At 70.9% G+C, this 26,255-nt stretch carries 15 protein-coding genes; 6 read left to right on the forward strand and 9 right to left on the reverse strand.

The window, feature by feature from the left end:
• Positions 1 to 192 precede the first annotated feature (192 nt).
• Positions 193 to 1,446, reverse strand: coding sequence for a hypothetical protein (locus G7043_RS36335; protein ID WP_166053193.1), 1,254 nt, complete (start codon positions 1,444 to 1,446; stop codon positions 193 to 195).
• Positions 1,447 to 1,531: 85 nt separating this feature from the next.
• On the opposite strand from G7043_RS36335, the gene G7043_RS36340 reads away from it, so the two are divergent.
• Both G7043_RS36340 and G7043_RS36345 read left to right on the forward strand, forming a co-directional pair.
• Positions 1,532 to 4,966, forward strand: coding sequence for an nSTAND1 domain-containing NTPase (locus G7043_RS36340; protein WP_166053194.1), 3,435 nt, complete (start codon positions 1,532 to 1,534; stop codon positions 4,964 to 4,966).
• Positions 4,967 to 5,051: 85 nt separating this feature from the next.
• Positions 5,052 to 5,504 (forward strand): hypothetical protein, encoded by a 453-nt coding sequence (locus G7043_RS36345; RefSeq protein WP_207312187.1) that lies wholly within the window; start codon positions 5,052 to 5,054, stop codon positions 5,502 to 5,504.
• Positions 5,505 to 5,569: 65 nt separating this feature from the next.
• Here the strand turns inward: G7043_RS36345 and G7043_RS50125 are convergent, their stop codons facing one another.
• The 6 genes from G7043_RS50125 to G7043_RS36375 all read right to left on the reverse strand — a co-directional run bounded on the left by G7043_RS50125 (position 5,570) and on the right by G7043_RS36375 (position 11,982).
• Positions 5,570 to 6,556, reverse strand: coding sequence for a C40 family peptidase (locus G7043_RS50125; RefSeq protein ID WP_166053195.1), 987 nt, complete (start codon positions 6,554 to 6,556; stop codon positions 5,570 to 5,572).
• A gap of 32 nt (positions 6,557 to 6,588) precedes the next feature.
• On the reverse strand, positions 6,589 to 7,323 hold the full coding sequence (locus G7043_RS36355) for a M23 family metallopeptidase (RefSeq protein ID WP_207312188.1): 735 nt from the start codon (positions 7,321 to 7,323) through the stop codon (positions 6,589 to 6,591).
• A gap of 124 nt (positions 7,324 to 7,447) precedes the next feature.
• Positions 7,448 to 9,172 carry a sensor histidine kinase gene (locus G7043_RS50130; protein ID WP_166053196.1) on the reverse strand — a complete coding sequence of 575 codons (1,725 nt, stop codon included), beginning with the start codon at positions 9,170 to 9,172 and terminating at the stop codon, positions 7,448 to 7,450.
• Positions 9,162 to 9,866 carry a response regulator transcription factor gene (locus tag G7043_RS36365; RefSeq protein ID WP_166053197.1) on the reverse strand — a complete coding sequence of 235 codons (705 nt, stop codon included), beginning with the start codon at positions 9,864 to 9,866 and terminating at the stop codon, positions 9,162 to 9,164. The genes G7043_RS50130 and G7043_RS36365 overlap by 11 nt, the downstream gene beginning before the upstream one ends.
• Before the next feature lie 34 nt (positions 9,867 to 9,900).
• On the reverse strand, positions 9,901 to 11,046 hold the full coding sequence (locus tag G7043_RS36370; protein WP_166053198.1) for a PucR family transcriptional regulator: 1,146 nt from the start codon (positions 11,044 to 11,046) through the stop codon (positions 9,901 to 9,903).
• A gap of 279 nt (positions 11,047 to 11,325) precedes the next feature.
• Positions 11,326 to 11,982 carry a cutinase family protein gene (locus tag G7043_RS36375; RefSeq protein ID WP_166053199.1) on the reverse strand — a complete coding sequence of 219 codons (657 nt, stop codon included), beginning with the start codon at positions 11,980 to 11,982 and terminating at the stop codon, positions 11,326 to 11,328.
• 349 nt (positions 11,983 to 12,331) lie between these two features.
• Here G7043_RS36375 and G7043_RS36380 point away from each other — a divergent pair, with 349 nt between their 5' ends.
• Positions 12,332 to 14,350, forward strand: coding sequence for an MMPL family transporter (locus G7043_RS36380; RefSeq protein WP_166053262.1), 2,019 nt, complete (start codon positions 12,332 to 12,334; stop codon positions 14,348 to 14,350).
• Here the strand turns inward: G7043_RS36380 and G7043_RS36385 are convergent.
• Positions 14,270 to 15,541 carry an MFS transporter gene (locus G7043_RS36385; RefSeq protein ID WP_313888241.1) on the reverse strand — a complete coding sequence of 424 codons (1,272 nt, stop codon included), beginning with the start codon at positions 15,539 to 15,541 and terminating at the stop codon, positions 14,270 to 14,272. The two genes, G7043_RS36380 and G7043_RS36385, sit on opposite strands and share 81 nt — an antisense overlap.
• Positions 15,542 to 15,633: 92 nt before the next feature.
• Here G7043_RS36385 and G7043_RS36390 point away from each other — a divergent pair, with 92 nt between their 5' ends.
• The 3 genes from G7043_RS36390 to G7043_RS48825 all read left to right on the forward strand — a co-directional run bounded on the left by G7043_RS36390 (position 15,634) and on the right by G7043_RS48825 (position 24,821).
• Positions 15,634 to 16,500 carry an alpha/beta hydrolase gene (locus G7043_RS36390; protein ID WP_166053201.1) on the forward strand — a complete coding sequence of 289 codons (867 nt, stop codon included), beginning with the start codon at positions 15,634 to 15,636 and terminating at the stop codon, positions 16,498 to 16,500.
• 180 nt (positions 16,501 to 16,680) lie between these two features.
• Complete coding sequence (locus G7043_RS36395; protein WP_166053202.1) at positions 16,681 to 18,399, forward strand: fatty acyl-AMP ligase; 1,719 nt, start codon at positions 16,681 to 16,683, stop codon at positions 18,397 to 18,399.
• Positions 18,396 to 24,821, forward strand: a complete 6,426-nt coding sequence (locus G7043_RS48825; protein WP_313888242.1) for a polyketide synthase — start codon at positions 18,396 to 18,398, stop codon at positions 24,819 to 24,821. The genes G7043_RS36395 and G7043_RS48825 overlap by 4 nt, the downstream gene beginning before the upstream one ends.
• On the opposite strand, the gene G7043_RS36410 is transcribed toward G7043_RS48825, so the two are convergent.
• Complete coding sequence (locus G7043_RS36410) at positions 24,783 to 26,228, reverse strand: MDR family MFS transporter (protein ID WP_166053203.1); 1,446 nt, start codon at positions 26,226 to 26,228, stop codon at positions 24,783 to 24,785. The two genes, G7043_RS48825 and G7043_RS36410, sit on opposite strands and share 39 nt — an antisense overlap.
• Positions 26,229 to 26,255 lie beyond the last annotated feature (27 nt).

Here is a 26,255-nt window from a genome sequence, read left to right on the forward strand (position 1 = left end):
GGTGTCACCTACCCATATTGCGGAGTGAGTGCTCACTCCGTCAAATGAGTTCCGGTGGAAGCGGAACCGAAGCGGAACCGAAGCGCGGTGACGGACGGTGTGCGGGCAATGCACTCGGAGTGAAGTGCGGGAGGTCAGGTTGAAGAATTCCTGGATGCGCCGCCCCAGGTCAGTCCAGCCGCTCGGGCGGACTCATCGCGGGGTGATCCCGGCGAGCGGGACCGCGAACACGATCCGCTTGTCGATCAGCGTGCCCGCGGCGTTGAAGGCGTGCTCGGTGGCCGTCCACAACAGACCGTTGCCGTGCTCGTAGTACAGGTCCTCGCCGCCGACCGCCCAGCTGTAGGTGTTCATGTCCGCGGCCCCGGCGAACAGGAAGCTGTGCTTGTCCGCCGAACTGCGGCCGAGGTAGTAGTTGCCCTGCCAGGTTTGTGCGCCCTGGACGTTGCTCTTCGGCGTGGTCACCGCCTTGCTCGGCACGGCCTTGCCGGAAGTGGTCGTGAGCTTGCGGGTGGAGGCGTCGACGTTGTAGTGCACGACGCGACCGCCGTCGATGGACAGGTCCGTGCTGCGGCCGTCCCGGTACTCGCCGACGACCAGTGTGTCCGGGGTCGTGCTGCGGTCGAGGGCCAGCGACGAGAAGCACAGCGCGTTCGGCTGGGGCACGCACGGCGAGGGTGGCGTGGTGGCTTGGCGGTAGGTGGCCACCTGGGGCACGACATAGCGGTAGCCGTAGGCGTGGTACCTGGTACCGATCTTGCCGATCTCGTCGGCCTGGTCGGTGGCCACCTCGAGCACGCGCTCCAGGTCGAACACGCGCAGGCCGCGGGAGGTGTCGGCGACGTACAGATAGCGCCCCAGCCAGGCCATGCCGCCCGCGTGGATCGGCACCGCCTTGAAGTTCGACGAGCTGGTCGGTTCCACCAGCAGCACGTGCCGGTACTTGCCGGTGACGCGGTCGACCAGGGACACCCGAGCGCCGTGGTCCTTCGACGTCCCGGCCTTGGCGGTGTCGTAGTGCCAGCTCACGGCCATGACCTTGTTCGATCCCCACTGGCCGTCGTCGTCCGCGTCGGATGATCCGGTGACGCCCTGCGGCACCCAGTAGGACACCGTGCTGTCGGCGTCGTCCCAGCAGAACCGGGCGCTGCTGTGCAGGATCTGGCTGGGCTGCAACGGGATGTCCGTGCGGTCGTAGAACTCCGGCTGGGCCTGCTCGCGGCTCGCGGAGCAGTCGTTGGTGGACCGGTTCGCCGCGGCCAGCACGTCCGACACGGGCAGGCGCGAACCGAGCGTGGACGCCAGCCCCGCGGCCTGCGTGTCGAGCGACCAGTCCGCGGTCAGCGCGAAGGCGGAGCCGTCCCGTGCGGTGATCTGGTTGGGCGCTGCGGTGGCCGGCGCGGCTGTTGCCAGCAGCATCGCGATGATGAACCCGAGTTGTTTCACGGCAACAACTTCTATGCGGTGGAGGGTTGTCCAGCAACGCCTGAGCAGCCTGGACAATCATCCGCTGTCGATCTGGGGAGGTGTGGTGGGACGTCCTGAACGTCCGCTCGACCCGATGGAAGGCCCGGTCCAGCGCTTCGCCTGGGAGTTGCGCAGGCTGCGCGAGAAGGCCGGATCGCCGAGCTACCGGGAGTTGTCCAGAAAGGCCCATTTCTCGTCCACGGCGTTGTCCGAGGCGGCGGGCGGCAGCCAGTTGCCGACGCTCGCCGTGACGCTCGGGTACGTCGAGGCCTGCGAGGGCGACACCTCGTTCTGGGAACAGCAGTGGCGGGAGGTGGTCGCCTCGGTGCTCGCGCCCGGCGACGAGAGCGCTCCCTATCTCGGGCTCGCGGCGTTCCAGCCCTCGGACGCGGCGCTCTTCCGAGGCCGCGAGGAGCTCGTCGCGCATCTGGTGGGGGAGGTGGGGAAACGGTCGTTCCTGGGGGTGTTCGGGGCGTCCGGATCGGGAAAATCGTCACTGCTCCGGGCCGGTCTGGTGCCGTCGATGTCGCTGTCCTCGGCCGTGCTGACGCCGACCGCCCGTCCGATGCGGGAGCTGACGGCCAAGACCGCGGACCAGCCTGAGCTGATCGTCGTGGACCAGTTCGAGGAGACGTTCACGCTGTGCGCCGATCCGGACGAGCGCGCCTGTTTCGTCGCCGCCTTGCTGTCGTCCGACGCCAAGGTCGTCATCGGCTGCCGGATCGACTTCCTGGACCGGTGCGCGGCGATACCGTCGCTGCTCACCGCCCTGCGCGACGCGCAGGTGCTGGTCGGGCCGATGGCACCCGACGAGTTGCGCCGGGCGATCGTCGAGCCTGCTTGCGCCGCCGGTCTCAAGGTCGAGCCGGAGATGGTCGCGGCAGCGGTGCTCGACGCCCACGGCCAGCCGGGCGCTTTGCCGTTGCTGTCGCACGCCTTGCTGGAGACGTGGCGAAGACGGGAGAACAGCAAGCTCACCCTGGCCGGTTACCAGGCCAGCGGCGGGGTGTCCGGCGCGATCGCCGCCACCGCCGAGCAGGCGTTCACGGAGCTCGACGCCACCGGTCAGGCCGCTGCTCGTTCGCTGCTGCTCCGGTTGGTGCAGACCGACCACGGTGCCTACGACCTGCGGCGGCGGGTCGCGCTGGACGAGGTGATGGGCTCGGAGTTGAACGCCCTGGTCGCCGCGCGGCTCGTGGTGGTCGCCGACGGCAGCGTGGAGTTGGCGCACGAGGCGTTGACCAGGGCTTGGCCGCGACTGCGGGCGTGGATCGAAGAGGACCGCGAACGCCTGCAGCAGCACCAGGACCTCACCACGGCCGCCCTCGCCTGGGACACGGTCGACCGCGATTCCGGTGCGTTGTACCGAGGTGTGCGGCTGGAGGTCGCGCGGTCGCTCGCCGCGGACTCGCCGGTCGCGTTGTCGCCGTTGGAGCGGGAGTTCCTCTCGGCGAGTGAAGCGCACGACACCGCCGAACGGGCAGGCGCTCGACGGGGCGCCCGTCGGCTGCGTCACCTCGTCAAAGCCCTGGCCGTGTTGCTGGTGGCGTGCCTGGTGATCACCGGTGTCGCCGTGTTTCAGCGCCGTGCCGCCGTTGCCGGGCAACAGGTCGCGTTGTCCCGTCAGCTCGCCCTGCGTGCCGAGGACCTCAGCGCGTCCTGGCCGGACGCGGCCGAAGTCCTTGCCGTGCAGGCTTTCCGCACGTCACCGACGACCGAGGCACGCGGCGCGTTGCTGAGCACCGCCGCCTACAAGCCGCCGCGGGTGCTGTTGAAGGACCATCGTGGCGCGGTGCGGGCGGTCGCGTTCAGCCAGGACGGCACGCTGCTGGCCACCGCCGGGGACGACCGGTCCGTGCTGGTCCGCTCGCCCGCCGGGGCGGCTCCGCCGATCGCGTTGACCCATCACGCGAAGCCGGTGCGTGCACTGGCGTTCCACCCTTCCGCGCCGGTGCTCGCTTCTGGTGGTGACGACGAGCAGATCGTGTTGTGGGACTTGACCACGCACGCCGCCGCGCAGGTCGTTTCCGTGCCGCACGGCCGGATCAACAGCATCTCCCACAACGCTGACGGTCTGATGGCGTCCGCTTCGCAGGACGGCACGGTCATCCTGTGGGACGGGGCTCGGGAGGTGTCGCGGGTTCCGCATTCTCTCGGCGAGGTCCACGACGTGTCGCTGGGCGGTGACCTGGTCGCGTTGGCCGGACAGAACGGTGTGCTGGTGCACAACCGGGTCACCGGCGCGCAGCAGGTGTTCCAGGACCATCGCGGTCCGGTGCTCACGGTGGCGCTGAGCCGGGACGGCCGCTCGGTGGCCAGCGGCGGTGCGGACAGCCAGGTGGTGTTGCGGGCCGGGGGAGAGCCGGGTTTCCTGCGGCGGCACACCGCGGGGATCAGGTCCGTCGAGTTCAGCCCGGACGGGCGGATGCTGATGTCCGCGGCCGACGACGGCACCGTGCGGTGGTGGTCGGTGCCCGACGGCGGCTGGCTGACCGGGCTGATCTCCCGCACCGGCGCGTTCTTCGCGGCCGGGCTGAGCGCGGACGGGACCCAGCTGGCCGCGGGCGGCGACGACAGCGTGAGCGTGTGGCAGGTCGCTTTGCCCGCGTTCACCGGACATGCCGTTCCGCCGCTCGGCGTCGCCCTGGCACCCGATGGACGGATCGCGACCGGCGGCGCGGACAGGTCGATCACGATCTGGGACCCGTCCGGGACGCGGATCGCCGAGCTGGCCGCGCCGGCGAAGGTGAAGTCGGTTGCCTTCCACCCCAACGGAACCCTGTTGGCCGCGGGGGAGGACGGCGCGGTCACGGTGTGGGATCCGGCGTCGCGCAGACCGGTGCGCGCCATCGCCGGACACGACGGTCCGGTCACCAGCCTGGCCCTGACCGGCAGCGTGGTCGCCTCCGGCGGTGCCGATCGCACGATCAGACTGTTCGATCCGGCTTCCGATGCGCCGCAACGCAATCTTCCCGTCGCGCACACCGCCGCCGTGGAGGCGTTGGCCTTCAGCCCGGACGGCGCCGTCCTGGCCTCGGGAGGCAACGACGGGCGGATCATCCTCTGGGACGTCCAGCACTCCCGTCAGCTCGCGGTGCTCGGTGAGCTCGGGAACGCGTTGCGGGACATCGCGTTCACCCCCGACGGCCGGACGCTGATCACCGGTGACGCCAGCGGCGCGGTGATCTTCTGGGACGTCGCCGCTCGTCGCCAGAGCGCGACCCTGCCCGGCCAACGCGGTGCCGTGCGGGCACTCGCGCTCAACAGCGCCGGTTCGCTGCTCGCCGTTGCCGGCAGCGACACCGTGATCACGTTGTGGGACACCGGCACCCGCGATCAGGTCGCCACTTTGGCCGGCCACTCCGGTCCGGTCAACGCCGTGGCCTTCCACGGCAGCACACTGGCGTCCACCGGCGCCGACCCCCGCGTGATCAGGTGGGATCTCGACCCGGACGCCGTGATCGCCCGCATCTGCGGCGCACGGGTTGGCCGGTGTTGATTGTCCAGGGCGCTGACCTGCTGCTGGACAACATCGTGACCCCCTACGAATGGCAACGCACAACCCATTCGAGGGAAGGAAACGGATGAAGCGCACCTTCGCGGTACTCGCGGGCCTCGCCACCACGTTGGGCCTGGTGCTCGTGGGCGGTCAGGCCAACGCCGCCGCCCCGGAGCCCCAGCCGAGAGTCGAGGTCAGCATCCAGTCGCAGGGCATCGTGTACGACCTCTACGACGGCGGCGTGCTGGTGGGCACCGGCACGTTCAGGGCCGACCCGTCCGGTGACATCCCCGGCGACTCGATCCAGGCCTGCGACTGGGACGCGGACGGCTGGGGCATCGAGACGCAGCTGGACGTCAACCCGGGCTCCAGCTGGGACACCGACCGCGCGGTCAACACCCGCGGCCACGCGTCGCCGTACTGCAGTGGCTGGAAGAGCGGCAACATCGCGGAGAACACCCCGGTCGCCATCCGGGTCTGCCTGGTGAAGTCCGGCAGCTCCCCGGTCTGCTCGCCGGGGGTCAGGGGCAGCGCCTGATGTGAACCACCTCGTGAGTGTTCTCCTCACCGGGGAACACTCACGAGGGTTGGGCAGCGGCGGGTTCAGTCGGAGATGCGGCGGATCACGCTGATCGGGCCGATCGAGTCGATGTCGGCGATCTTCACCGGCACCCCCTCGGTCGACGCGTGCACGGCGCGCACGCCGTCCACGGCCATGGCCACGTGGGACTGGCCGGAGTAGTAGACGATGATGTCGCCGGCCTTGACCTCGCCGCGGCTGACCGCGCGCCCCTCCTTGGCCTGGGCGTAGCTGGTGCGGCCGATGGACACGTTCGCGTAGCGGTACGCGGCCTGGACGAGCGAGGAGCAGTCCCACTCGTCCGGGCCGTTGGCGCCGTGGACGTACCTGTCACCGCGCTGCTCGAGCGCGAACTGCAGCGCCTTGCCGGCGGTTCCGGGCGGGGCCTGGATCGGCGACAGGTCGCCGGCGTTCTTCAGGGCGTTCCTGGTCGAGGCGCTGAGCGAGTTGTACTGGGTGCGGGCTTCGTTCAGCTGCTTCTGCAGGTCGGCGCTCTTCTGATCGATCTCGGCGAGCAGCTTCCCCGACGCCTCCCTCGCCTCGTCGGCCGTCCTGGTGGCGGCGTCCGCGGCGGTGACGGCGTCGGTGAGCCGTTGCAGCGCCTCGGCGTTGTCGGCCGCGAGGATGTTGATGGCCGACATGCGGTTGAGGAAGTCCTGCTGCGAGTCGCTCACGAGCAGTGCGGAGAGCTGGCTGAAGCGCGCGCCCGAGTAGGTGACCTCGGTGAGGAGGTCCACCTGGTCGCGCTGGGACTCCGCGGCCTTGCGCGCGGTGGCCAGGTCGCCCTTGGCCCTGTCCAGTTCACCCTGCTTGGCAGCCAGGTCGACCTGCGCCTTCAGCTTGTCCTGGTTGAGCTGCGCGGCCTTCTGGGACAGCTCGTTGTACTTCGTGAGCGCGTCCGCGGCGGAAGGCTGTGCGTTGCCCGGCGTCGTGGGGAGCACGGCCGCGACGACTGCCGCCGTCGTTGCGAATGCTCCACGCACGACGCGGCGTGAGGGGTGCGACACCACGTCGCGGTTCTCCTTCGGTGTGCCTGGCGCGCTCAGACGGTGACGCCTCGATCGTTGAGCCAGGAGAGTGGGTTGATCTTCTGGCCGTCCGGGTTCCAGACCTCGAAGTGGAGGTGGGGGCCGGTGGACTCGCCGCGGTTGCCCATGCGGGCGATCTGCTGGCCGGCCTGGACCCGTTGGCCCACGCGGACGTTGTAGCTGTCGACGTGGCCGTAGACGGTGATGGTCCCGTCGGGGTGCACCAGGCGGACCCATTGGCCGAAGCCGGAAATGGGGCCCGCGTCCTTCACGACACCGTCGGCGGCGGCGAGGATCGGGGTGCCGATCGGACCGGCGATGTCGATGCCGAGGTGCGCCCTGCCCCAGCGGGCGCCGTAGGCGGAGGTGAAGTCCCCGACGGCGGGGCGGGCGAACTTCGGGCGCTTCTGCTCGGCCTCCGCCGCCTCGCGCCGCGTCATGATCTGCTGACTGCGCAGGAGTTTGGCAGCTTCCACGGCACCTTCCGACGCCGTCTTCCGCGAGGTCGTGAGGAGCCGCGGGGCGGAGGCGGTGTCACCGCCCGTTCCGTCGAACGTCGCGGTGCCGTCCGTGCGGTTCGCGAGCTGGACGTTGTTGCCGGCGGCGGGTTGCAGGGCCTGGCCCGCGCCCGCCGTGGCGAACGCGCCCACCGCGACGGCGGCGACGACGATGCGTCCGCGCAGCGCAGACGGAGGCGGAGGGAGGCGGTGCGAGGTGATCGTGCGCGTTGTGGTGCGGTGGTGGTTCAAAACCCGCCCCTCCGCTGTCGAGGGGTCTGATCGGCGGTCGCCGCCCACCTGAGCGCGATGGCGCGCGGGGTTCGCATGGCCGCCAAGATCGGGGCACCGTGTTAAGAACTCGAGTAGATGATGTTCAGGTTCCTTCGCGGGGCAGCCGGATCGTGAACGTCGTGCCCTCTCCCAGCTCGCTCGTCGCGGTGATCGTTCCCTTGTGCGCCAGGACGTAGTGCTTCGCGATCGCCAGACCGAGGCCACGTCCGCCGGTGGCACGCGCACGGGAACGGTCGGCCCGCCAGAACCGGTCGAACACGTGTGGCAGGTCCTCCGCCGCGATGCCGTGCCCCGTGTCGGAGACGGTGAGCACGACCTCATCGCCCTCACGGCGGCCGCTGACCACGACCCGTCCGTCCGCGGGGGTGTGCTGCACGGCGTTGACCACGAGGTTGCGCACGACCTGCCGCAGCCGTGCCGGGTCCGCGACCAGCCGCAGCTCCTCCCCGGCGGGTACGTCGAGGACCACCTGGTGGGCGGCGGCGATCCCGGCCAGCAGAACCGCTGCGTCCACCGGCTCCGGCCGCAGCGTCAGCGCACCCGCGTCGGCGGCGGCCAGCTCCTGCAGGTCCTCGACCAGCTGTTGCAACACCAGCGTCTCCTGCAGCAGCAGGTCCAGCAGATCCGCGTCCAGATCGACGACGCCCTCCTGCGCGGCGACCACCCAGCCGCGCATCGTGCCCAACGGCGTGCGCAGCTCGTGCGACAGGTCGTTGACCATGTTCTTGCGCAACGTCTCCGCCCGCGCGAGGTGCTCGGACATGTCGTTGAACGCCGCCGCGACCTCGGCGACCTCCCAGCGCGCCGTGACCTCCGCCCGCGCCGACACTTCGCCCGCGCGCATCCGCCGGGCCGCCTCGGTGAGCACGGTCAGCGGCCGCAGCACGCGGCCCGCCAGCAGGAAGCTCACGGCGATCGCGAGCACCAGCACCAGCGAGGCGGCCAACGCGATCTGGGCGATCCCGGCGGCGGGCAGGCCCACGACGGTGTGGCGGACCACCGGTTGCTCGACGAACAGGAACGCGGCCGGCGCCACGGAGGACGTGAGCACCGCGCGCCGAGAAGACTCCAGGCACTTCTCGTGCTCCGGCCTCGTGTGCGTGGGCGCCACCATCCTCAGCACACCGTCCGCACCGAGATACGCCGGGTTGTACGGCACCCCGTTGCCGAGCTGGCACTGCAGCATGTGCTGGTTGAGCTGGCGGAGAGCACTTTGCTCAGTGCTCGTGTTCAACGCCAGCGACTGGCAGCCGTCGGTGTACGGCCAGGAGTACGAGCGCCCGGCCGCGCTCGTCCGAACCTCGGCCGCGACCCCCTGACGACGGGCGCAGGCGGCGTCGGCGTCGGCTCCCGCGCGCGACGACCGCTGTTCCTCGGCGGTGAGCAGGAACGGACCCACCGCGCGCGGGTCGATGCGGTCCTGCGGAGCGTCCGGTCGCAGATCGAGGTCGACGTTGAGCGGATCGACCACCGCGGCCGGCTGGTTGGCCGCCTGCTGGTCGTCCGCGTCGAACGTGCCGCCGATCAGGGTCCGCTCCGTCGTGGTGAGCTGGACGTGCAACCCGGTCTCGCGGCTGAGGTCCTCGAGCAGCGGCGTGATGCCCGACCAGTTCGGGTGGGCGGCCCCGTACCCGAGCACGGCGTCGTAGACGCGGGCCAGTTCGGCCTGCTCGCGACCTTGCTCGGCGCGCAACGTCCGCGTCGTGCTCTGCACGGACAGCCACGCCGTCGCCGCGATCGAACACGCGGACACCAGCACCGTGCCCGCCAACAACAGCAGTCGCAGCCGGCGAGGCCTACTGGCCACGGTCGCTCCCGTCGGCGATCTTGTAGCCGATCCCGTAGACGGTGAGCAGATACGCCGGTGCGGCCGGGTCGGACTCCAGCTTGCGCCGCAGGTTGCGCACGTGCACGTCGATCGTGCGCTCGGTGATGAACCCGTCCAGCCCGTACGCGCCTTCGAGCAGCTGCGCCCGGCTGAACACCCGCCCCGGCTCGGCGGCCAGCACCGCGAGGATGCGGAACTCGGCCGGCGTGCAGGCGACCAGCCGACCGGCGACCCGCACCTCGTGCCGCATCGGCTCCAGTTCCAGCTCGCCGACCCGCAGTGCGCGCCGCGCCGGTGCGCTGTTCGCCCCGGAACGCCGCAACAACACCCGCACCCGCGCCATCAGCTCACGGGGGTCGTAGGGCTTGGCGAGGTAGTCGTCCGCGCCGAGGTCGAACCCGAGCAGCTTGTCGTCGGCCTCCGCCCGTGCGCTGATCATCAGCACCGGCAGGTCAGCGTCCTCGGCCCGGACCGCCCGGCAGACGTCCCACCCGTCCACACCCGGCAGCATCAGGTCCAGCACCAGCAGGTCCGGGCGCCGGCCCCTGATCTCGTCGAGCGCCTTGCGGCCGTCGTCGACCAGCTGGAACGTGTGGTTCTCCCGAGCGAGAAAGCGCCCGATCAGCTCCGCCTGTCTCGGTTCGTCTTCGGCCACCAGGACGTAGGCGCACATGGCGGCCATGATGCCAGCCGGGGAGTTCCGGTGATCACGAGTGCAGGGCCAGCACGAGCTCCAGGCGGGTGGCGGGGTCGTGCATGGCGTCACCGAAGAGCGTTTCGAGCTGCCGCATCCGGTAGCGCACCGTCTGCGGATGAACGTGCAGGCGCGCGGCCGTGTCCGGGACGTTGGTTCCGCTGAGCAGCCAGGCCAGCAGCGTCTCGCGGAGTCGTTCGCGTTGCTTCTCCGGCACGGCCTCCAGCGGGCCGAGGGCACGTGCGCGGAGGTGCTCCAGGAGCTCCTGGTCGCTGTGCAGCAGGAGGACGGGCAGGTGGTCGGCGCACCGGAGCAGCTTGCGCCGGGGCAGGACGCCGCTTTCCGCGAGGCGAAGGGCGCGAGTGGCCCAGCGCAGGGATCGCCCGGCCTCGGTCAGCGCGACGGTCGGGCCGAGTGCCGCCGGGCGGTCGCGCAACGCGAGGGCGAGCGACTGGTCGCTGAAGTGGCCGGAGCCGTCGGGCGCGGGCAGGAGCAGCCGCGGCGGGTGCGCCTCCAGGTCGACCAGGGCGCCCATCGGCGTCGGCGGCGGGTCCTCCTCGGCGGGGTGGTCCGAAGCGGTCGCGAACACGACGACGGCGACCTGGTCCGGCACGGTCCACTGTGCTCGGTGGGCCAGTTCCCGCACGGCCTCCGGTGGCGCGGGCTGGTCGCCGAGCAGCAGGTCGAGCAGGCGCCGCCGCCGGCGCTCCAGCTCGTGCGAGTCGCGCAGCCGCGCTTCCGCGTACCCGGCCGCGGCGGCCTCCGCGACCTCGTGGACGGTTCGGAACGAGAGCTCGCCCAGCTTCGACATGACGGCTGAGTCCAGCCCGAGTTTCTCCACCGTCCGGCCCAGCAGGCGCCAGGCCTGCAGACCTCCGACCCGCAACGCGGACTGCAGCGTCTCCAGGCTGCGACCCGCGAGTGCCGTGTTCCAGCCCAGCTCGTAGTACGTCGCCGTGATCGCCTCCCCCGAGCGGTTCGGGTCGGCGACGTGTTCGATGAAGAAGGTCAACGCCTGGACCACGCCGGTGCGCAGGTTGCCGCCGTCGGGCTGGGCGAACTCGGGTACCTGCCGGCGGACTTCCCGTTCCACCTCGTCGGCCACGGACGGGAGGTCGTCGCGTAATCGTTGGGCGAGACCGGCAGGAATCGGTGTCATGGCGGCATTGTCGCGCGGACATCGCTGAACTGATGTGTGGTGAGCAACCCGCTGGCGCGCCGCGCGGCCTCTGGATCGAACTCGAAGCGATGCATCCGGTGCCGAAGGGTTCGGGGGTGGATTCCGCTGGACGGCGACTTCCATGCTGTCCTCCATCAGGCGGTTGTCGGTCCGGCACTTTCTCGCCGATCCGGGATGCGACCGATGCCGGCGATGACGTCCACGGACAATTGTCGTCACGGAACACGTCCGGCATCGGTCACACCCAGGGGTGAATTCTCAGACTTTTCCGGCGATGAACGTCGCGGCGTCGTCGGCGTTGAGGAAGTAGCTCAGGTGCGACAGGACGTCGGTCGCGCCGTTCACGCAGACCGGGTCGGTCTTCACGCAGTATTCCTTCGTCCGGCTCTGGTACGTGCCGGTGATGTGCCTGCCCTGCGCCCCGATGGGCGGTCCGAACACCACGACGGCGGCGACCCGCGGCTCGATCGACGCCGGGATGGTCGCCGCGATCGGGGCGCCGACGGCGGCACCGGCGCTGCTCACGCCGATCGCGTTGCCGATCACGTTGGCGCCCTGCGAGTAGCCGACGAGCACGAAGCGCTGGTTGGGACAGGACCTGGCCTGGGCGGTGACGTGGTTGACCACGTCGATGTTGCCCTTGGTCGCCGACATCAGGTCGAGGTTGGCCGGGTAGTTCACCGCGTAGCTGGTCGTCGACCTGCCGGTCAGCTTCCGCTGGACGGACGAGAACACCGGGTCGCCGACGATGACGCCCAGCGTGCCGGGTTCGAACGTGCCACGCGCGGAGACCACGTCGATGTCCGCGCACGGAGCCGCGGCGGCGGGCGCGGCGGCGGCGACCGCTCCACTGGTGAGCAGCGTGGCCGTGGCGGCCACGACGGGAGCGAGTGAACGGAACGGAGATCTGAACATGTCTCGACACCTCTTCGTATCGACGGTGGAAGAAGACTTCCGAGGGAAATACCGCGCCGCGTATTCGGCGGAATCGCGCAGAAAGTCGCGAACTGGCAGGTGCATCACCATAACGAGCCCGTGATCGAGCGTGGAAGTCACGAACGTGAGCAAGCCGGGGCCGCTGTTTGTCACGAAGTTGAGCAATCCGGGCCGGGCGATGTGTGCTGGTTCTCGATTTTCCGCGAGGTGTTGCAGCAGGTTTCCGCCTTGAGTTAGGTGTCGGGACATTGGCCTGTCCCGAGAGGCGGATTGCCTGATGCGAGTCGATCTCCCCGCCCGATTGCCGCCGGTTTCCGGGCACAGCGGGATGAAGGGACGTCTGTTCCCCGCCCTGGTGCTGATCGCGTGGCTCGTCCTGGGCGCGGTCGGCGGCACGGCACCCGGCGGGCTGACCGAGGTGCAGCGCAACGACGGCGAGTCGTTCCTGCCGGCGGAGTCCGAAGCCACGGAAGTCGTGCGGCTGCAGGAACAGATCGCGGGCGGCAAGATCCAGCCCGCGCTGGTGGTGTTCACCAGACCGTCCGGCGTCACCGAAACCGATCTCGCGGCGGTGACGGCGCGATCGGCCGAGGTTTCCCGGCTCACCGGGCTGACCGGTCCGCTCTCGGCGCCCGTGCCGGCTCAGGACGGCAAAGCGGTGCTGGTCAGCGTGCCGGTGTCCGGCGCGGACGGGTTCGAGGCCGGGCGGACGGTGCAGCGGATGCGCGACGTCGTCCGCGCGGATCTTCCCGCCGGCCTGTCGGTGCACGTGACCGGGCCGGCGGGGTTCACCGCGGACTTCGGCGCGGCGTTCGCCGGGATCGACGGGCGGCTGCTGGTCGTCACGGCTCTCGTGGTCGCACTGGTCCTGGTGCTGGTCTACCGCAGTCCGTTGCTGCCCGTGGTGGTGCTGGTGTCGGCGGGCCTGGCGCTGATCGTCTCGGCGCTGCTGATCCGTCCGCTGGCCGCGCACGACGTGCTCACGCTCAGCGGGCAGAGCCAGGGAATCCTGTTCATCCTGGTGTTCGGTGCGTCCACCGACTACGCGTTGCTGCTGATCGCCCGGCATCGCGAAGAGCTGGCGACCGCCGCGAGCCCGCGGCAGGCGGTGACGGCGGCGGTGCGGGCGTCGTTCGAGTCCATCGCGGCATCGGCCGGGACCGTGATCCTGGGCCTGACCTGCCTGCTGTTCAGCGAGCTCTCGTCGAACCAGGGCCTCGGCCCGGTCGCGGCCATCGGGATCGGCGCGTCGCTGCTGGTGTCGCTGACGTTCCTGCCCGCCGCCCTGATCCTGCTGGGGCGCACGGCTTTCTGGCCGCTGCGGCCGCGCCCGGCAGCCCGGCCGCGGCTGTGGGGCCGGGTCGCGAACCTCGTCGGCCGTTACCACACACCGGTCTGGGTGGTCAGCCTGCTCGTCCTGGCCTGGTTCGCGCTCTTCGCCGCATCACTGCGCTCGGACGGCGTGGAGCAGTCCGACGTCTTCCTGGACCGGGTGGAGGCGGTGACCGGACAGGAGGTGCTGGCCGAGCACTTCCCGGCCGGTGCCGGTGATCCGGTGGTGATCATCGCCAGACCCCGGTACGCGGCCGAGGTGGCGCAGGAGGCGAAGGTCGAGGGGGTGGCCGCGGTGAAGGTCGGCCAGCCGGGCGGCGGCCTGGTGCAGATCGACGCGACCATCACGGCGCCCGCCGAGTCGCCAGAGGCGCGGAAGACCTTGGCGGACATCAGGAACGCGGTGCGCAAGGTTCCTGGAGCGGAGGTGTGGGTGGGTGGGCAGACGGCGATCCAGCAGGAGATCATCGCGGCGGCCGAACGGGATCGGCGGGTGATCATTCCGGCGGTGCTGGTGGTCGTGTTCCTCGTACTGGCGCTGCTGCTGAGGTCGGTGCTGGCACCCCTGGTGCTGATCGGGACGGTCGTGCTGTCGTTCGTCGCCGCGCTCGGCGCCGGCGCGCTGATGTTCAACGAGGTGTGGAAGTTCCCGGGTTCGGATCCGTCCGTGCCGCTCTACGCGTTCGTGTTCCTGGTCGCCCTCGGGGTGGACTACAACATCTTCCTGATGACGCGGGTGCGCGAGGAGGCGCGCCGGGAGGGGACCAGGGCGGGAACTCTCCGCGGGCTGACGGTGACCGGTGGCGTGATCACGTCCGCCGGCGTGGTGCTGGCCGCGACCTTCGCGGCGCTGGCCGTGCTGCCGATCCTGTTCATGGTCCAGATCGCGTTCCTGGTGGCGTTCGGAGTGCTGCTGGACACCCTGCTGGTGCGGTCACTGCTGGTGCCGGCGCTCACCGTCCACATCGGACGCGGCATCTGGTGGCCCGGCCGGCTGCGCCGGGAGGCGGTGTGACGTGCGGGTGGCGAGCACGGCCCCGGCCGCGATCACGACCGCGGCGGCGGCGATGGCCGCGTGGAAGCCGGGGATGAACGCGGCGGCGCCGGAACCGAGGCCCTGCGCCGCCTCGCCCACGTCGGTTCCGGCCGGGACCAGCGTGCCGACCCGCCACGACATGACCAGGCCGAGCACGAGGATCCCGGCCACCCCGCCGACCTGGGTGGCCACCTGCTGCAGCGCGGAGGCGAGAGCCGACATCGACACCGGGGCGCCCGCGATGACGACCTGGGTCGCGGCGATCAACGCCACCCCGGTGCCGCACCCGAGCACCAGCGCCGCCGGCAGGATCTTGGCTTGCGCGCTCGCCGGTTCGAGTGCCAGGAACCCGAGCATTCCCACCAGAACCAGGACCAGGCCGCCGACGATCGGCAGGCGGGGCCCGAACCGCGCGGTGAGGGCGCCACCGATCGGCGCGCTGAGCACGAGGACGGCGGTGAGCGGCAGCAGCCATTCCGCCGCGCCGACCGGATCGAGCCCGCGCACGTTGCGCAGGTACAGCGTGAGGAAGAACAGCAAGCCGTACAGGGAGAAGTAGCTCAGTCCAGTGAGGACAGTGCCGAGTGCGACACCGGGAGCGCGGATGAGGTCTCGTGGACGTCCGGGCGGTCCCTCCGCGCGTGACTCGCCGACGGCGGACAACGCGAGCAGGACGGTGACGGCGGCGATCGGCCCGTTGACGAGGAACACCATCGGCCACCCGAGGTGCTGGACGATCAGTCCGGCGACGACCGGTCCCGCCGCGATGGACAGCGCTCCCGCCCCGCCCCACACACCGAGGGCGACGTCGAGGCGTTTGCCGGAGAAACTCGCCCGCAGCAGGGCGAGCGCGGCGGGCTGCAGCAACGCGCCGCACACTCCCTGGCCCGCGCGCAGCACGATCAGCAGCCAGGCGGCCGAGCTCGCCGCGATGAGCACCGAGATCACCCCGAAGCCCGCCACCCCGGCCACGAACACGCGCCGCCTGCCGATCCGGTCGGCCAGCCGGCCGGCCGGGAACAGCGCGACGGCCAGTGCCACCAGATAGGCGTTGGCGATCCATTGCAGCTCGGCCAGTGAAGCGTTCGCCGTGCGCGCGACATCCGGCCCGGCAATGGTGAGCGCGGTGCCGTCGAGACCGACCATCACGCCGCCGAGCGATACCGTCACCAGGGTGAGAGAAGGCCGGCTCAGATTGAATCTCATCATGATGAGCGTCGACGGTAATAGAGCGGACGCGCGGACATCAATAGCGAGGTTCGATGGACATTCAGGTCGTTTCGGAACGTTTTGTCCGGCCGGGGGTGTATCAGCTGGAGGTCCATTCGCCGGCGTTGAACGCGTCGGCCACGGTCATGCTGATCACTCCGCCCGGCTGGGCGCCGGGTGCTCGGCGCACCTGGCCGGTGCTGTACCTGCTGCACGGCGGTGACGACGGTCCGTCCTGCTGGCTCGACCGGACCGACGTCGCGCACCGGGCTCGGGCACATCCGGGTGGTGTGCTCGTCGTGCTCCCCGAGGGTGGCCGCGCCGGGTTCTACACCGATTGGCGGCACCCGCTTTCGCCCGCCTGGCACAGGTTTCACACGGTGGAGCTCAGGTCCCTGCTCGAATCTCGTTACGGCGCAGGCTCTTCCCGGGCCATCGCGGGCGTGTCCATGGGCGGCTACGGCGCCGTCATGTACGCCGCGCGCAACCCGGGGATGTTCCTGGCCGTGGCCTCCTACAGCGGCCTTCTGCACACCACCCGGCGGGGAGTTCCCTTGCTGCTGCGCTACTTCCTGCGCAGTGTCGGCGAACGGATGAGCGCGATGTGGGGGCCTCGGTGGTGGCGGCGCGCGCTCTGGGCCGGCAACGACCCGTACCGGCTGGCCCCGCGGTTGATCGGCACGCCCCTGTACGTCGCGGCGGGTGATGGCACCAGGGTGGCGGGGGATCCGCCGGCGCCGGGCGACCGGTTGCTGGAGCGGCTGATCGGGCCGACGAGCCACGACTTCGCCGAGCGGATGGCCGCGCTCGGTTCGCCCGTACGCACGAGTTTCCGGCCCGGCACGCACGACTGGCCGTCGTGGCAGCGCGAGCTGGACCGATCGTGGGTATTTCTGACGGGGGCGCTCACGGAGGGTTAGAAATGTGTGCGATCGTTCAATTCGCGCACTCCGGGACTGAAGAATCGTGACAAAGAATCGGCTCGTGATCTGAGTCACCCGGATGATTTGTTGTGAGCGGAATTCCGCCCCGGCTAGCCTGCCTGGCATCCTTTCGCCGCTCCCGGTTTCGCTGCGGCTGATCGCACGGTTGGGATCACCATGTCTGATCGAAGTAATGCGCCCTCGAACGGGTTCGAGTCACTGAGTGAGGCGCTCGCCCGGCGTGCCGGCGACAACGGCCCTGCTTTCACGTTCGTCGACTACCGCCACGGTCTGGACGGGGTCGAGCACACCCTCAGCTGGTCCGAGCTCGACCGCCGGGCGCGGGCGGTCGCGGCCCGGCTCACCGAGGTCAGTGCGCCGGGCGAACGGGTCGCGCTGCTCTGCCCGCAGAACCTCGACTACGTCGCCGGGTTCTTCGGCGCCCTCTACGCCGGCATGATCGCGGTTCCGCTGTTCGCCCCCGAGGTGAGCTCGCACGCCGATCGACTGGTCGGCGCGCTCGCCGACTGCGATCCCGAGGTGTGGCTGACGTCCCAGGCCACCGTCGAGGCGCTCGACGAGCTGCCGGACCGGCTCCCGGTGCCCCGGCCGAAGCAGCTGATCGCGGTGGATTCCTTGCCGGACAGCGACTTCGAACCGCTGGAGGTGTCCGCGGAGCAACCCGCGTACCTGCAGTACACCTCGGGATCGACCAGGAACCCGGCCGGAGCCGTCATCACCCACGGCGCGCTCGCCGCCAACGTGCGGCAGGCGGTGGCGGCCTTCGGCGCGGACGAGGAGTCGACCTGCGCGGGCTGGTTGCCGTTCTTCCACGACATGGGTCTGGTCAACCTGGTGGCGTTGCCGGTCGCGGTCGGCTGCCGTTCGGTGTTCACCACGCCGTTCGCGTTCATCCGCAAACCCGTGCGCTGGCTGCGGATGCTGTCCGACCATCCCGACGTGATCACCGCAGCGCCGAACTTCGCCTTCGACTACGCGGTCACCGCTCTGTCCGAACAGGACAGAGCGGGACTGGACCTCAGCCGGGTCGAGGTGGTCATCAACGGCGCTGAGCCGATCCGGGCCGAGACGGTGGAGAACTTCCTGGCCGTCGCCGGGTCGCTGGGCTTCCCGGCGGCCGCGCACCGCCCGTCGTACGGGCTGGCCGAAGCGACGGTGTTCGTCAGCACGACCAAGGCGGGCACGACGCTGAGGACCACGACGTTCGACCTGACCCGGCTGGGACCGGGCGAGCGTGCCGTCGTGGTGCCCGACGACTCCGACCAGGCGGTGAGGCTGGTGGCAGTCGGTCAGCCGGTCGGCCAGGAGCTGCGACTCGTGACCGATCACCACGAGGTGCCCAGCGGCGTCGTGGGGGAGATCTGGGTGCACGGCCCGAACGTGGCACACGGCTACTGGCGGCAGCCGGATCGTTCGGCGGAGACATTCGGCGGGCGCCTGAAGGAGGGCACGCCCGCCACGGGCTGGCTGCGCACCGGGGACCTCGGCGTGCTCCACGAGGGCGACCTGTACGTCACCGGGCGGCTGAAGGACCTGATCATTGTCGACGGGACGAACCACTACCCGCAGGACGTCGAAGTGACCGTGCAGGAGGCACATCCGGCGCTGCGGCGCGACCGGCTGGCGGTGTTCGGCGTCGAGCGCGACGGCCAGGAAGGACCGGTGGTCGTCGCGGAACACGCCGCGCACATCACGATGAACGACGACCTGGCCGCCGAGATCACCCGCGTGGTGCGGGTGGCCGTCTCGCGGCGACACGACCTGAGACTGCTGGACGTCGTGCTGGTGCCACCCGGCACGGTGTCGCGCACGTCCAGCGGGAAGATCGCGCGTTCGGCGACACGCCGTCGTTACCTGGACGGAGACCTGAGGTGAACACGGCTGCACTGCGAGACCTGCTCACCGACGCGATCGCCAGGACGTGCCACCTGGATCCGTCCGAAGTGGACGCCGACCGGCCGCTGCTGGAATACGGCCTGACCTCCAGGGAAGCGGTCCAGCTCGCGAGTGAGCTGGCGGAGGCGCTCGATCGAGAGTTGCCGGCCACCCTGGTGTGGCAGCACTCGAGCATCTCCGCGCTGGTCGCCGAGCTGACGGGCGAAGCCACCGAGGTACCGGCGGCGGCCCCGGCCGTCGTCGGCGAACCGATCGCCGTGGTGGGCATCGGCTGCCGGCTGCCCGGTGGCGTCACCGGCCCGGATCGGTTGTGGGACCTGTTGCTCGATGGCGGGTGTGCGATCACCCAGGTGCCGGACGGGCGATGGGAGCAGTTCGGCCACGACTCGCCCGAGGAGGCCGAGCGGCTGGCGCGGACCACGTCCTGGGGCGGGTTCCTGACCGACGTCGCCGGGTTCGACGCGGACTTCTTCGGGATCACGCCGCGGGAGGCGGTGGTGATGGACCCGCAGCAGCGGTTGTTGCTGGAGGTGACCCAGGAAGCGCTGGAGCACGCCGGGATCGCGCCGGACCGGTTGCGCGGCAGCAGAACCGGTGTGTTCGCCGGGATCAGCGGCAACGAGTACAGCCGGCTCACCCTCGGCGACGTCAGCCGCGTGGACCCGTGGACCGCCACGGGATCGGCGTTGAGCGTCGCGGCGAACCGCCTGTCGTACGTCTTCGACCTGCGCGGGCCCAGCGTCGCGGTGGACACCGCGTGCTCGTCCTCGTTGGTGGCGGTCCACCTGGCCGTGCAGAGCCTGCGCACCGGCGAAAGCGAGATCGCCCTCGCCGCGGGTGCCAACCTCCTGCTGGGGCCTGGTGTCACGGCGACCTTCGACGAGATGGGCGTGTCCGCGCCGGACGGCCTGTGCAAGGCGTTCGACGCGTCCGCGAACGGCATCGGCCGGGCGGAGGGCGCGGCGGTGGTCGTGCTGAAGCCGTTGTCGGCCGCGCTGCGGGACCAGGACCGGGTGCTGGCCGTCCTGCGCGGGTCGGCGGTGAACTCCGACGGCCGGTCCAACGGGCTGACCGCGCCCAATCCCGAGGCACAGCAGGCCTTGCTGCGTGCGGCGTACGCCTCGGCGGGCGTGGATCCCGCGGACGTGGACTACGTGGAGGCGCACGGCACCGGCACGTTGCTCGGAGACCCCATCGAGGCCGGCGCGCTCGGCGCGGTGCTGGGGCAGGCACCCGGCAGGCGGCGGCCGCTGGTGATCGGGTCGGTCAAGACCAACCTGGGGCACCTGGAGGCGGCCGCCGGGATCACCGGGTTGATCAAGGTCGTGCTGGCGCTCGGCCATCAGCGGATTCCGGAGAGCCTGCACTTCAGCGAGCCCAACCCGCACATCCCGTTCGAACGGCTGCGACTGGAGGTGGCGGCGCGGCAACGGTCCTGGCCCACCCGGAAGCGGCCGGGAGTCGCCGGGGTGTCCGGCTTCGGTTTCGGCGGGACCAACGCGCACGTCGTCGTCGAACAGGCGCCCGCGAGCACGCACGGTGGAGGACGCCAACGGCCTGGACGTGGCCAGTTCCTCATCGCCGGGAACACGCAGGGACGCGTCCGGCAGGCGGCTGAGCGGCTCGCGGACTGGTTGTCCGGGCCGGGAGCACACAAAGTGCTCGCCGACGTCGAGCACACGCTCGCGCGCCGGGCGAGCGGCCGGATCCGGGGTGTCGTCACCGCGCGGGATCGGCGAGAACTGGTGTCCGGACTGCGCTCGCTCGCCGCGGGCACGACGGCTCCCGACGTCGCGGTGGGCCGGCGGAGCACGGGCAACGGTGTCGTGTGGGTCTTCTCCGGCCAAGGAGCCCAGTGGGCGGGGATGGGGCAGCAGCTGCTCGCCGAGGAACCCGCGTTCGCCGACGCGGTGGCCGAGCTGGACCAGGCCGGGATACCTCTGCGCCACTTTCTCGCGAACGGGATCGTGCCGGAGGCGTTCGAGGAGCTGCAGCCGGTGTTGTTCGGTCTCCAGGTGGCTCTCGCGCGGTTGTGGCAGCACCACGGGATGCGGCCCGACGCGGTGATCGGGCACTCGCTCGGCGAGGTGGCCGCCGCGGTCGTGGCGGGGGCGGTCTCCCTCGCGGACGGGGTGCGGATCGTGACGACCCGATCCCGCCTGCTCGCCACCACGGCGGGGCAGGGCGCGATGGCCGTGCTCGAGATGTCCGCGGCGGACGTCACTCAGCTGCTGTCCAGGTACCCCGACGTGGATCTGGCCGTGTTCAACGCTCCCCGGCAGACCGTCGTGGCCGGTCCGCTCGACCAGGTGCGGCGGGTGATCGCCGAGGCGGACCTCCGCGGCGTGCCGACCGGCCTGGTCAAGTCCACCGTGGCCGGCCATTCCCGGCTGGTGGAGCCGATCACCGACGAGCTGCGCGCGGAACTGTCCGATGTGGAGGGTCTGACACCGGTCGTGCCGATCTACCCGACAGCGCTCGACGGCACCTGTTTCGACGCCGGCTACTGGGTCGCGAACGTCCGCCGTCCCGTCCGGTTCGCCCAGGCCGTCGAGGCCGCGCACCGGGACGGCTACGCCACGTTCCTGGAGATCTCGCCGCATCCGGTGCTGCGGCACGCGATCGACGAGATCGTTCCCGGTGCCACCGTCCTCGGCACGCTGCGGCGTGAGGAGCCGGACAGCTTCCACGCCAGTCTCGGTGCACTGCTCGCGCACAGCGACCGGTCACCGCGGACGTCCGGACGTCTCGTCGACCTGCCGGGGACGGCCTGGCACCACGTGGAGCACTGGGCACCGCCCGTCGCCGCGGCGGCGCCGGCCGGGGACCACCCGCTGCTCGGGCAGCACTGCGAGCTTCCCGAGCAGGACACCCACCTGTGGCGAGCCGACCTCGGGACGCAGCGGCATCCCTGGCTGGCGGACCACCGGATCGACGGTCAGCCGATCCTGCCGGGCGCCTGCTACGTCGAGATGGCCTTCGCCGCCGCGGCGACGGCCCTCGACCGGCCCGCCGAGAAACTCGGTCTGCGCGATCTCACCCTGCACCAGCCCTTACCGCTGTCCGACCACACCTGGGTCACCACCACGTGCACCAACCAGGAGGTTCGCTTCCACACCAAGGGTTCGGACGGCCAATGGGCGTTGCACTGCAGTGTTTCGATCACCGAGGCGGACGGCACCGAGTGGCGTCCTGGCGAGCACTGTCCCGAGCGGGTCGACGACCTGTACGACCGGCTGCGCTCGTCCGGGGTCGAGTACGGGCCGGCGTTCTCCGGTGTGGTCGAGGCGCATCGGGGCGACGGCCACGCGGTCGTGACGGTGTCCGTGCCCGCGGCCGCACCCCGAGCGGGTTACCTCATCCATCCGGCGCTGCTGGACGCGTGCCTTCAGGGCATCGCCGCGGCCGTGCGGGAGGTCGAGCCGCACGTTCGTCACCTGCCGATGGAGTTCCGCGAGATACGGCTGCTCGGTGATCCGACGGCCGGTGTGTGGGCGCACGTCTCGGTGACGCCGGTGGAGGGAGGGTCGACCAGCGAGGTTCGCCTGGTCGACCGCGACGACCAGGTCCTGCTCGAGATCACTGGTGTATTCCTGCGCAAGGTCGGCCGGTCGCCGTCGCCCGCGCCACTGCGGGACGCTCTGCTCACCCGCGTCTGGCAGCCGCTCGACCCACCGGCCGCCGCCGATCCGAGCGCGGTGCTGCTGGTGGCCGAACCTGGTCATCCTCACGCGGAAGCGGCCGTCGCCGCGGTCGAAGCCGCCGGCGCGCTGTGCCGACTCGTGTCCACAACGGACACAGCAGTGCTCGCAGACGAGCGGCCCTCGGTGGTGGCGTTGCTCTGCCCACCGCCCAAGCGCGACGAGTACGAGTCCGACGATCCCGAGCCCGAGGAGCCGGAGGCCGGTGTGCGGGCCGTGCTCGACGGCGTGGCGTGGGCGCGGGCCGTGGCCGATCTGCCGGGCAAACCGCCGAGACTCTGGCTGGTCACCACGTCGGCCGCGACGGTCCTGCCCGGCGAGCGAGGCCGGCCTGGTCCCGCGTCACTGCGCGGCCTCGTCCGGGTCCTGTCCTACGAGCACCCCGGTCTCCGGGCCGGCTGGCTCGACCTCGACACCGGCGTGGGCAACGCCGCGGCTCTGGCCACCGAGTTGACGGCCGACGCACCCGACGACGAGGTGGCCTGGCGCGACGGGCGTCGTCACGTCGCCCGCCTGACGACAGCTGCACGGCCGGTGCCGGCCGTGCCACCGGTCCGTCCCGACGGCGGCTACGTGATCACCGGCGGCCTCGGTGGTCTCGGCCTGCTGTTCGCGGGGTGGCTGGCCGATCGCGGCGCGGCCAAGCTGGTCCTCAACGGACGGAAGCCGCCGGGTCCCGCCGCCACCGCGATCATCGACGAACTGCGGTCCCACGGCACGACGGTCGAGATCGTGCTGGGTGACGTCGCGACCCCCGGCGTGGCCGAACGTCTGCTCGAAGCGGCTGGAACGCTCCGCGGTGTCGCGCACGCCGCGGCGGTGTTCGACGACCGGCCGGTGTCCCTTGTGGACGAAGAGGTGCTGCGAAAGACGTGGCGGGCCAAGGCGGACGGCGCCTGGCGGTTGCACACCGCGAGCCTGCGACACGACCTGGACTGGTGGCTCGGCTTCTCCTCGTCCACCGCCCTGCACGGACTTCCCGGGCAACCCGCCTACGCCTCCGCCAACGCCTACCTGGACGCGCTCGTCGCGCTGCGACAGGCGAGCGGTCTGCCCGCGGCCGCCGTCAACTGGGGCACCTGGGCCGAGGTCGGTGCCGCCGCGGACCTCGACGTCCCGTGGATCCACCCGGTCAGCCCGGCGGAAGGACTGGAGCTGATCGAGGACGTGCTCGCCTCCGGCGGAGCCCAGCTCGCGGCCGTTCGGCTGGACGTGCCCCGGCTGGTGGCCGAGTTCCCCTACCTGGCCGGCGTTCCGTTCTTCGCGGAACTGCTCGCGCGGCACCAGATCACCATCGCACAACCCGATGACTGGCCGGGCATCGCCGCCGTTCGCGCGGCCGATCCGACGCGGGCGCGCCGATTCGTGCACGACCAGGTCCGGTTCCGGGTGGCATCGGTCACGGGCCTGGCGAGCGACGCTCTCGCCGACGACCTGCCGCTGACGAGCCTCGGCGTGGACTCGTTGCTCGCCATGCGGATTCGCAACGCGCTCCAGCACGACCTCGAGATCAGCCTGCCGGTGTCGGTGCTGCTCACCGGCGTCACGCTGGAGCAGTTGTGCGCCCGTGCGTGCACCGAGGCCGGCATCGCGGAGGTCACGAGGTCGTCGTCGGCGCCCGCGGTCCTGGTGCCGCCCCGGGACGCGGCCGAGCGGCTGGTCACCTCGGTGTGGCGCGACGTGCTCGGCGTTCCGGTCGGCGTGACCCACGAGTTTCCCGGTGACGAACGACAGGCCGAGCAGGTCGCGGCGCTGTTGACGGAGCGGGCCGGGCAGGAGTTCAGCAAGTCCGTCCTGTTCGCGCGACCGACCGTCGAACTGATGGCGAACCTCGTGCGCGCCGCGGATCGCGTGACCGGACCGGTCCGGGTGCTCCGAGCCGGTGCCGACCCGTTGTTCTTCTTCCACCCCGGCGGTGGCGACACGGCGGTGTTCCGGCAACTCGTCGACCTGCTCGGCGTCCCTGCCTGCGGGTTCGACCGGATCGACGACACCAGGACCGTCGAGGCGAGGGTCGAGCGGTTGCTGCCGGAGCTGCGGGCGATCCAGCCGGCCGGTCCCTACCGGTTGGCGGGCTGGTCCTTCGGCGGCTTTCTGGCTTACGAGATGGCGCAACGACTTTCGGCCGCGGGCGAGGACGTCGACGTGCTCGCGCTGATCGACCCGATCCTGCCGTTGCCGCACGACGAAGTGCTGACCGAGCTCGAACTGCTGGAAGCGCGGTTCCAGCGGTTCGGCGAGTTCCTGGAAAGCAGCTACGGCAGCCGGATCACGCTGCCCTACCAGGAACTGGCCGCGCTGGGCGAAGAGGAACAGGCGGATCTGCTCATCTCGACGATCCTCTCGGCCGGGTTGATCAACGAGCACGTCAGCGGTGCGATCCTGGCCCACCAGCGAGCGTCCTTCCTGGACGCCCGGCTGCTGGAGCGGTACGAGCCGAAGCCGTACCACGGCCCGGTGGTGTTCTACAGCGCGCAGTCCGCTGTTCCCGGCGGACTGCGGGACGCGCGGTTCGACCGCGTGGACCCGGCCCGCGGCTGGGACGAGGTGTGCGACGACCTGGAAGTCGTGACCGTGCCCGGACATCACCTGTCCCTGCTGGACCCGCCCAACGTCGACGTGATCGCCGAGCACCTGGCCGGCGTGCTCAGCGCACGGAGGTCAGTCGTCCTTGGTCACGTCGAGGCTGGTGCGCAGTGAGACCGGCCTGAGCAGGACAGCGGCGAGGACGCCCAGCAGCGCGACACCGGCGGAGAGCGCGAAGACGGTTCCGGTGGCCTCGCCGTAGGCCGCCGGAACCGGAAGGCCCGCGGCCGTGTGGTGGGCGACCTGACGAGCGAGCACGGCGCCGAGGACGGTGACGCCGATGGTGCCGCCGAGGGAGCGGAAGAACGACACGGTGGCGCTGGCGGCGCCGATGTCGGCGAGCGGGACGGCGTTCTGCACGACGAGGACGAAGTTCTGCAGCGTCATGCCGACGCCCGTGCCGATGAGCAGCATGGGCACCGCGATGAGCACCAGCGGGGTGAACTCGTCGAGGAACCCGAGGCAGGCGAAGCCGGCGGCGAGGCACAGCGAGCCGATGACGAGGAACGGCTTGACGCGGCCGGTGCGGCTGAGCAGGCGGCCGGCCACGATCGACGAGATCAGGATGCCCGCCATCATGGGGATGGTGAGCACGCCCGCCTCCGTCGGCGTGTGGCCGCGGCTGACCTGGAAGTACTGGCTGAGGAAGACGGCGGCGCCGAACATGGCCGTGCCCGCGGCGAGGCTGCCGAGGACGGCGAGCGCGGTGGTGCGTTGCGTGATGATGCCGGGCGGCACGATCGGTTCCGCGACCCTGGTCTCCACCCACGCCGCGAGGACGAGCAGGAGCACGCTGCCCCCGACCATGGCCGCGGTCTGCCAGGAGAGCCAGGCGAAGGCGTCGTCGACGAACGAGATCCAGATCAGCAGCAGGCTGACCCCGCCGGTGAGCAGGGTCGCGCCCCAGTAGTCGATGCGGACGTTCTCCCTGCGCAGGACGGGAAGACACAACGTGAGCTGCAGCAGGACCAGCGCGGCCAGTGCGACGGGGACACCGATGAAGAAGCACCAGCGCCAGCCGAGCCACGAGGTGTCGACGATGAACCCGCCCAGCAGCGGCCCGCCGATCGTCGACAGGGCGGTGACGCTGCTCTGGTAACCGGCGTAGCGGCCCCGCTCGCGGGGCGGGATCATCGCCGCGATGGCGATCTGGACGAGGGCTTGCAGGCCGCCGACCCCGATGCCCTGCAGGCCGCGCGCGGCGATGAGCTGACCGGCGTCCTGGGCCACGCCCGCGGCGACCGAGCCGGCGATGAAGACCACGGCGGCGGCCTGGACGAGGGTCTTCTTGTCGTAGAGGTCCGCGAGTTTGCCCCAGATCGGGGTGGTGACGGTCGCGGCGAGCAGGGTGGCCGTGACGACCCAGGTGTACTGGGTGGGGGAGCCGTGCAGGTCACCCAGCATCCTGGGCAGCGCGGTCGCCACCACGGTGCTGCTCAGCGTGGAGACGAACAGCGCGAGCAGCAGGCCGGTGAGTGCCTTCAGGATCGCCCGGCTGGGCGGGGCGGTGGTCGTGCTCATCCGCACATCTTAAGTCAACTGATTGAT

The organism is Lentzea alba (genome assembly GCF_011067745.1).
Classification (GTDB): domain Bacteria; phylum Actinomycetota; class Actinomycetes; order Mycobacteriales; family Pseudonocardiaceae; genus Lentzea; species Lentzea alba.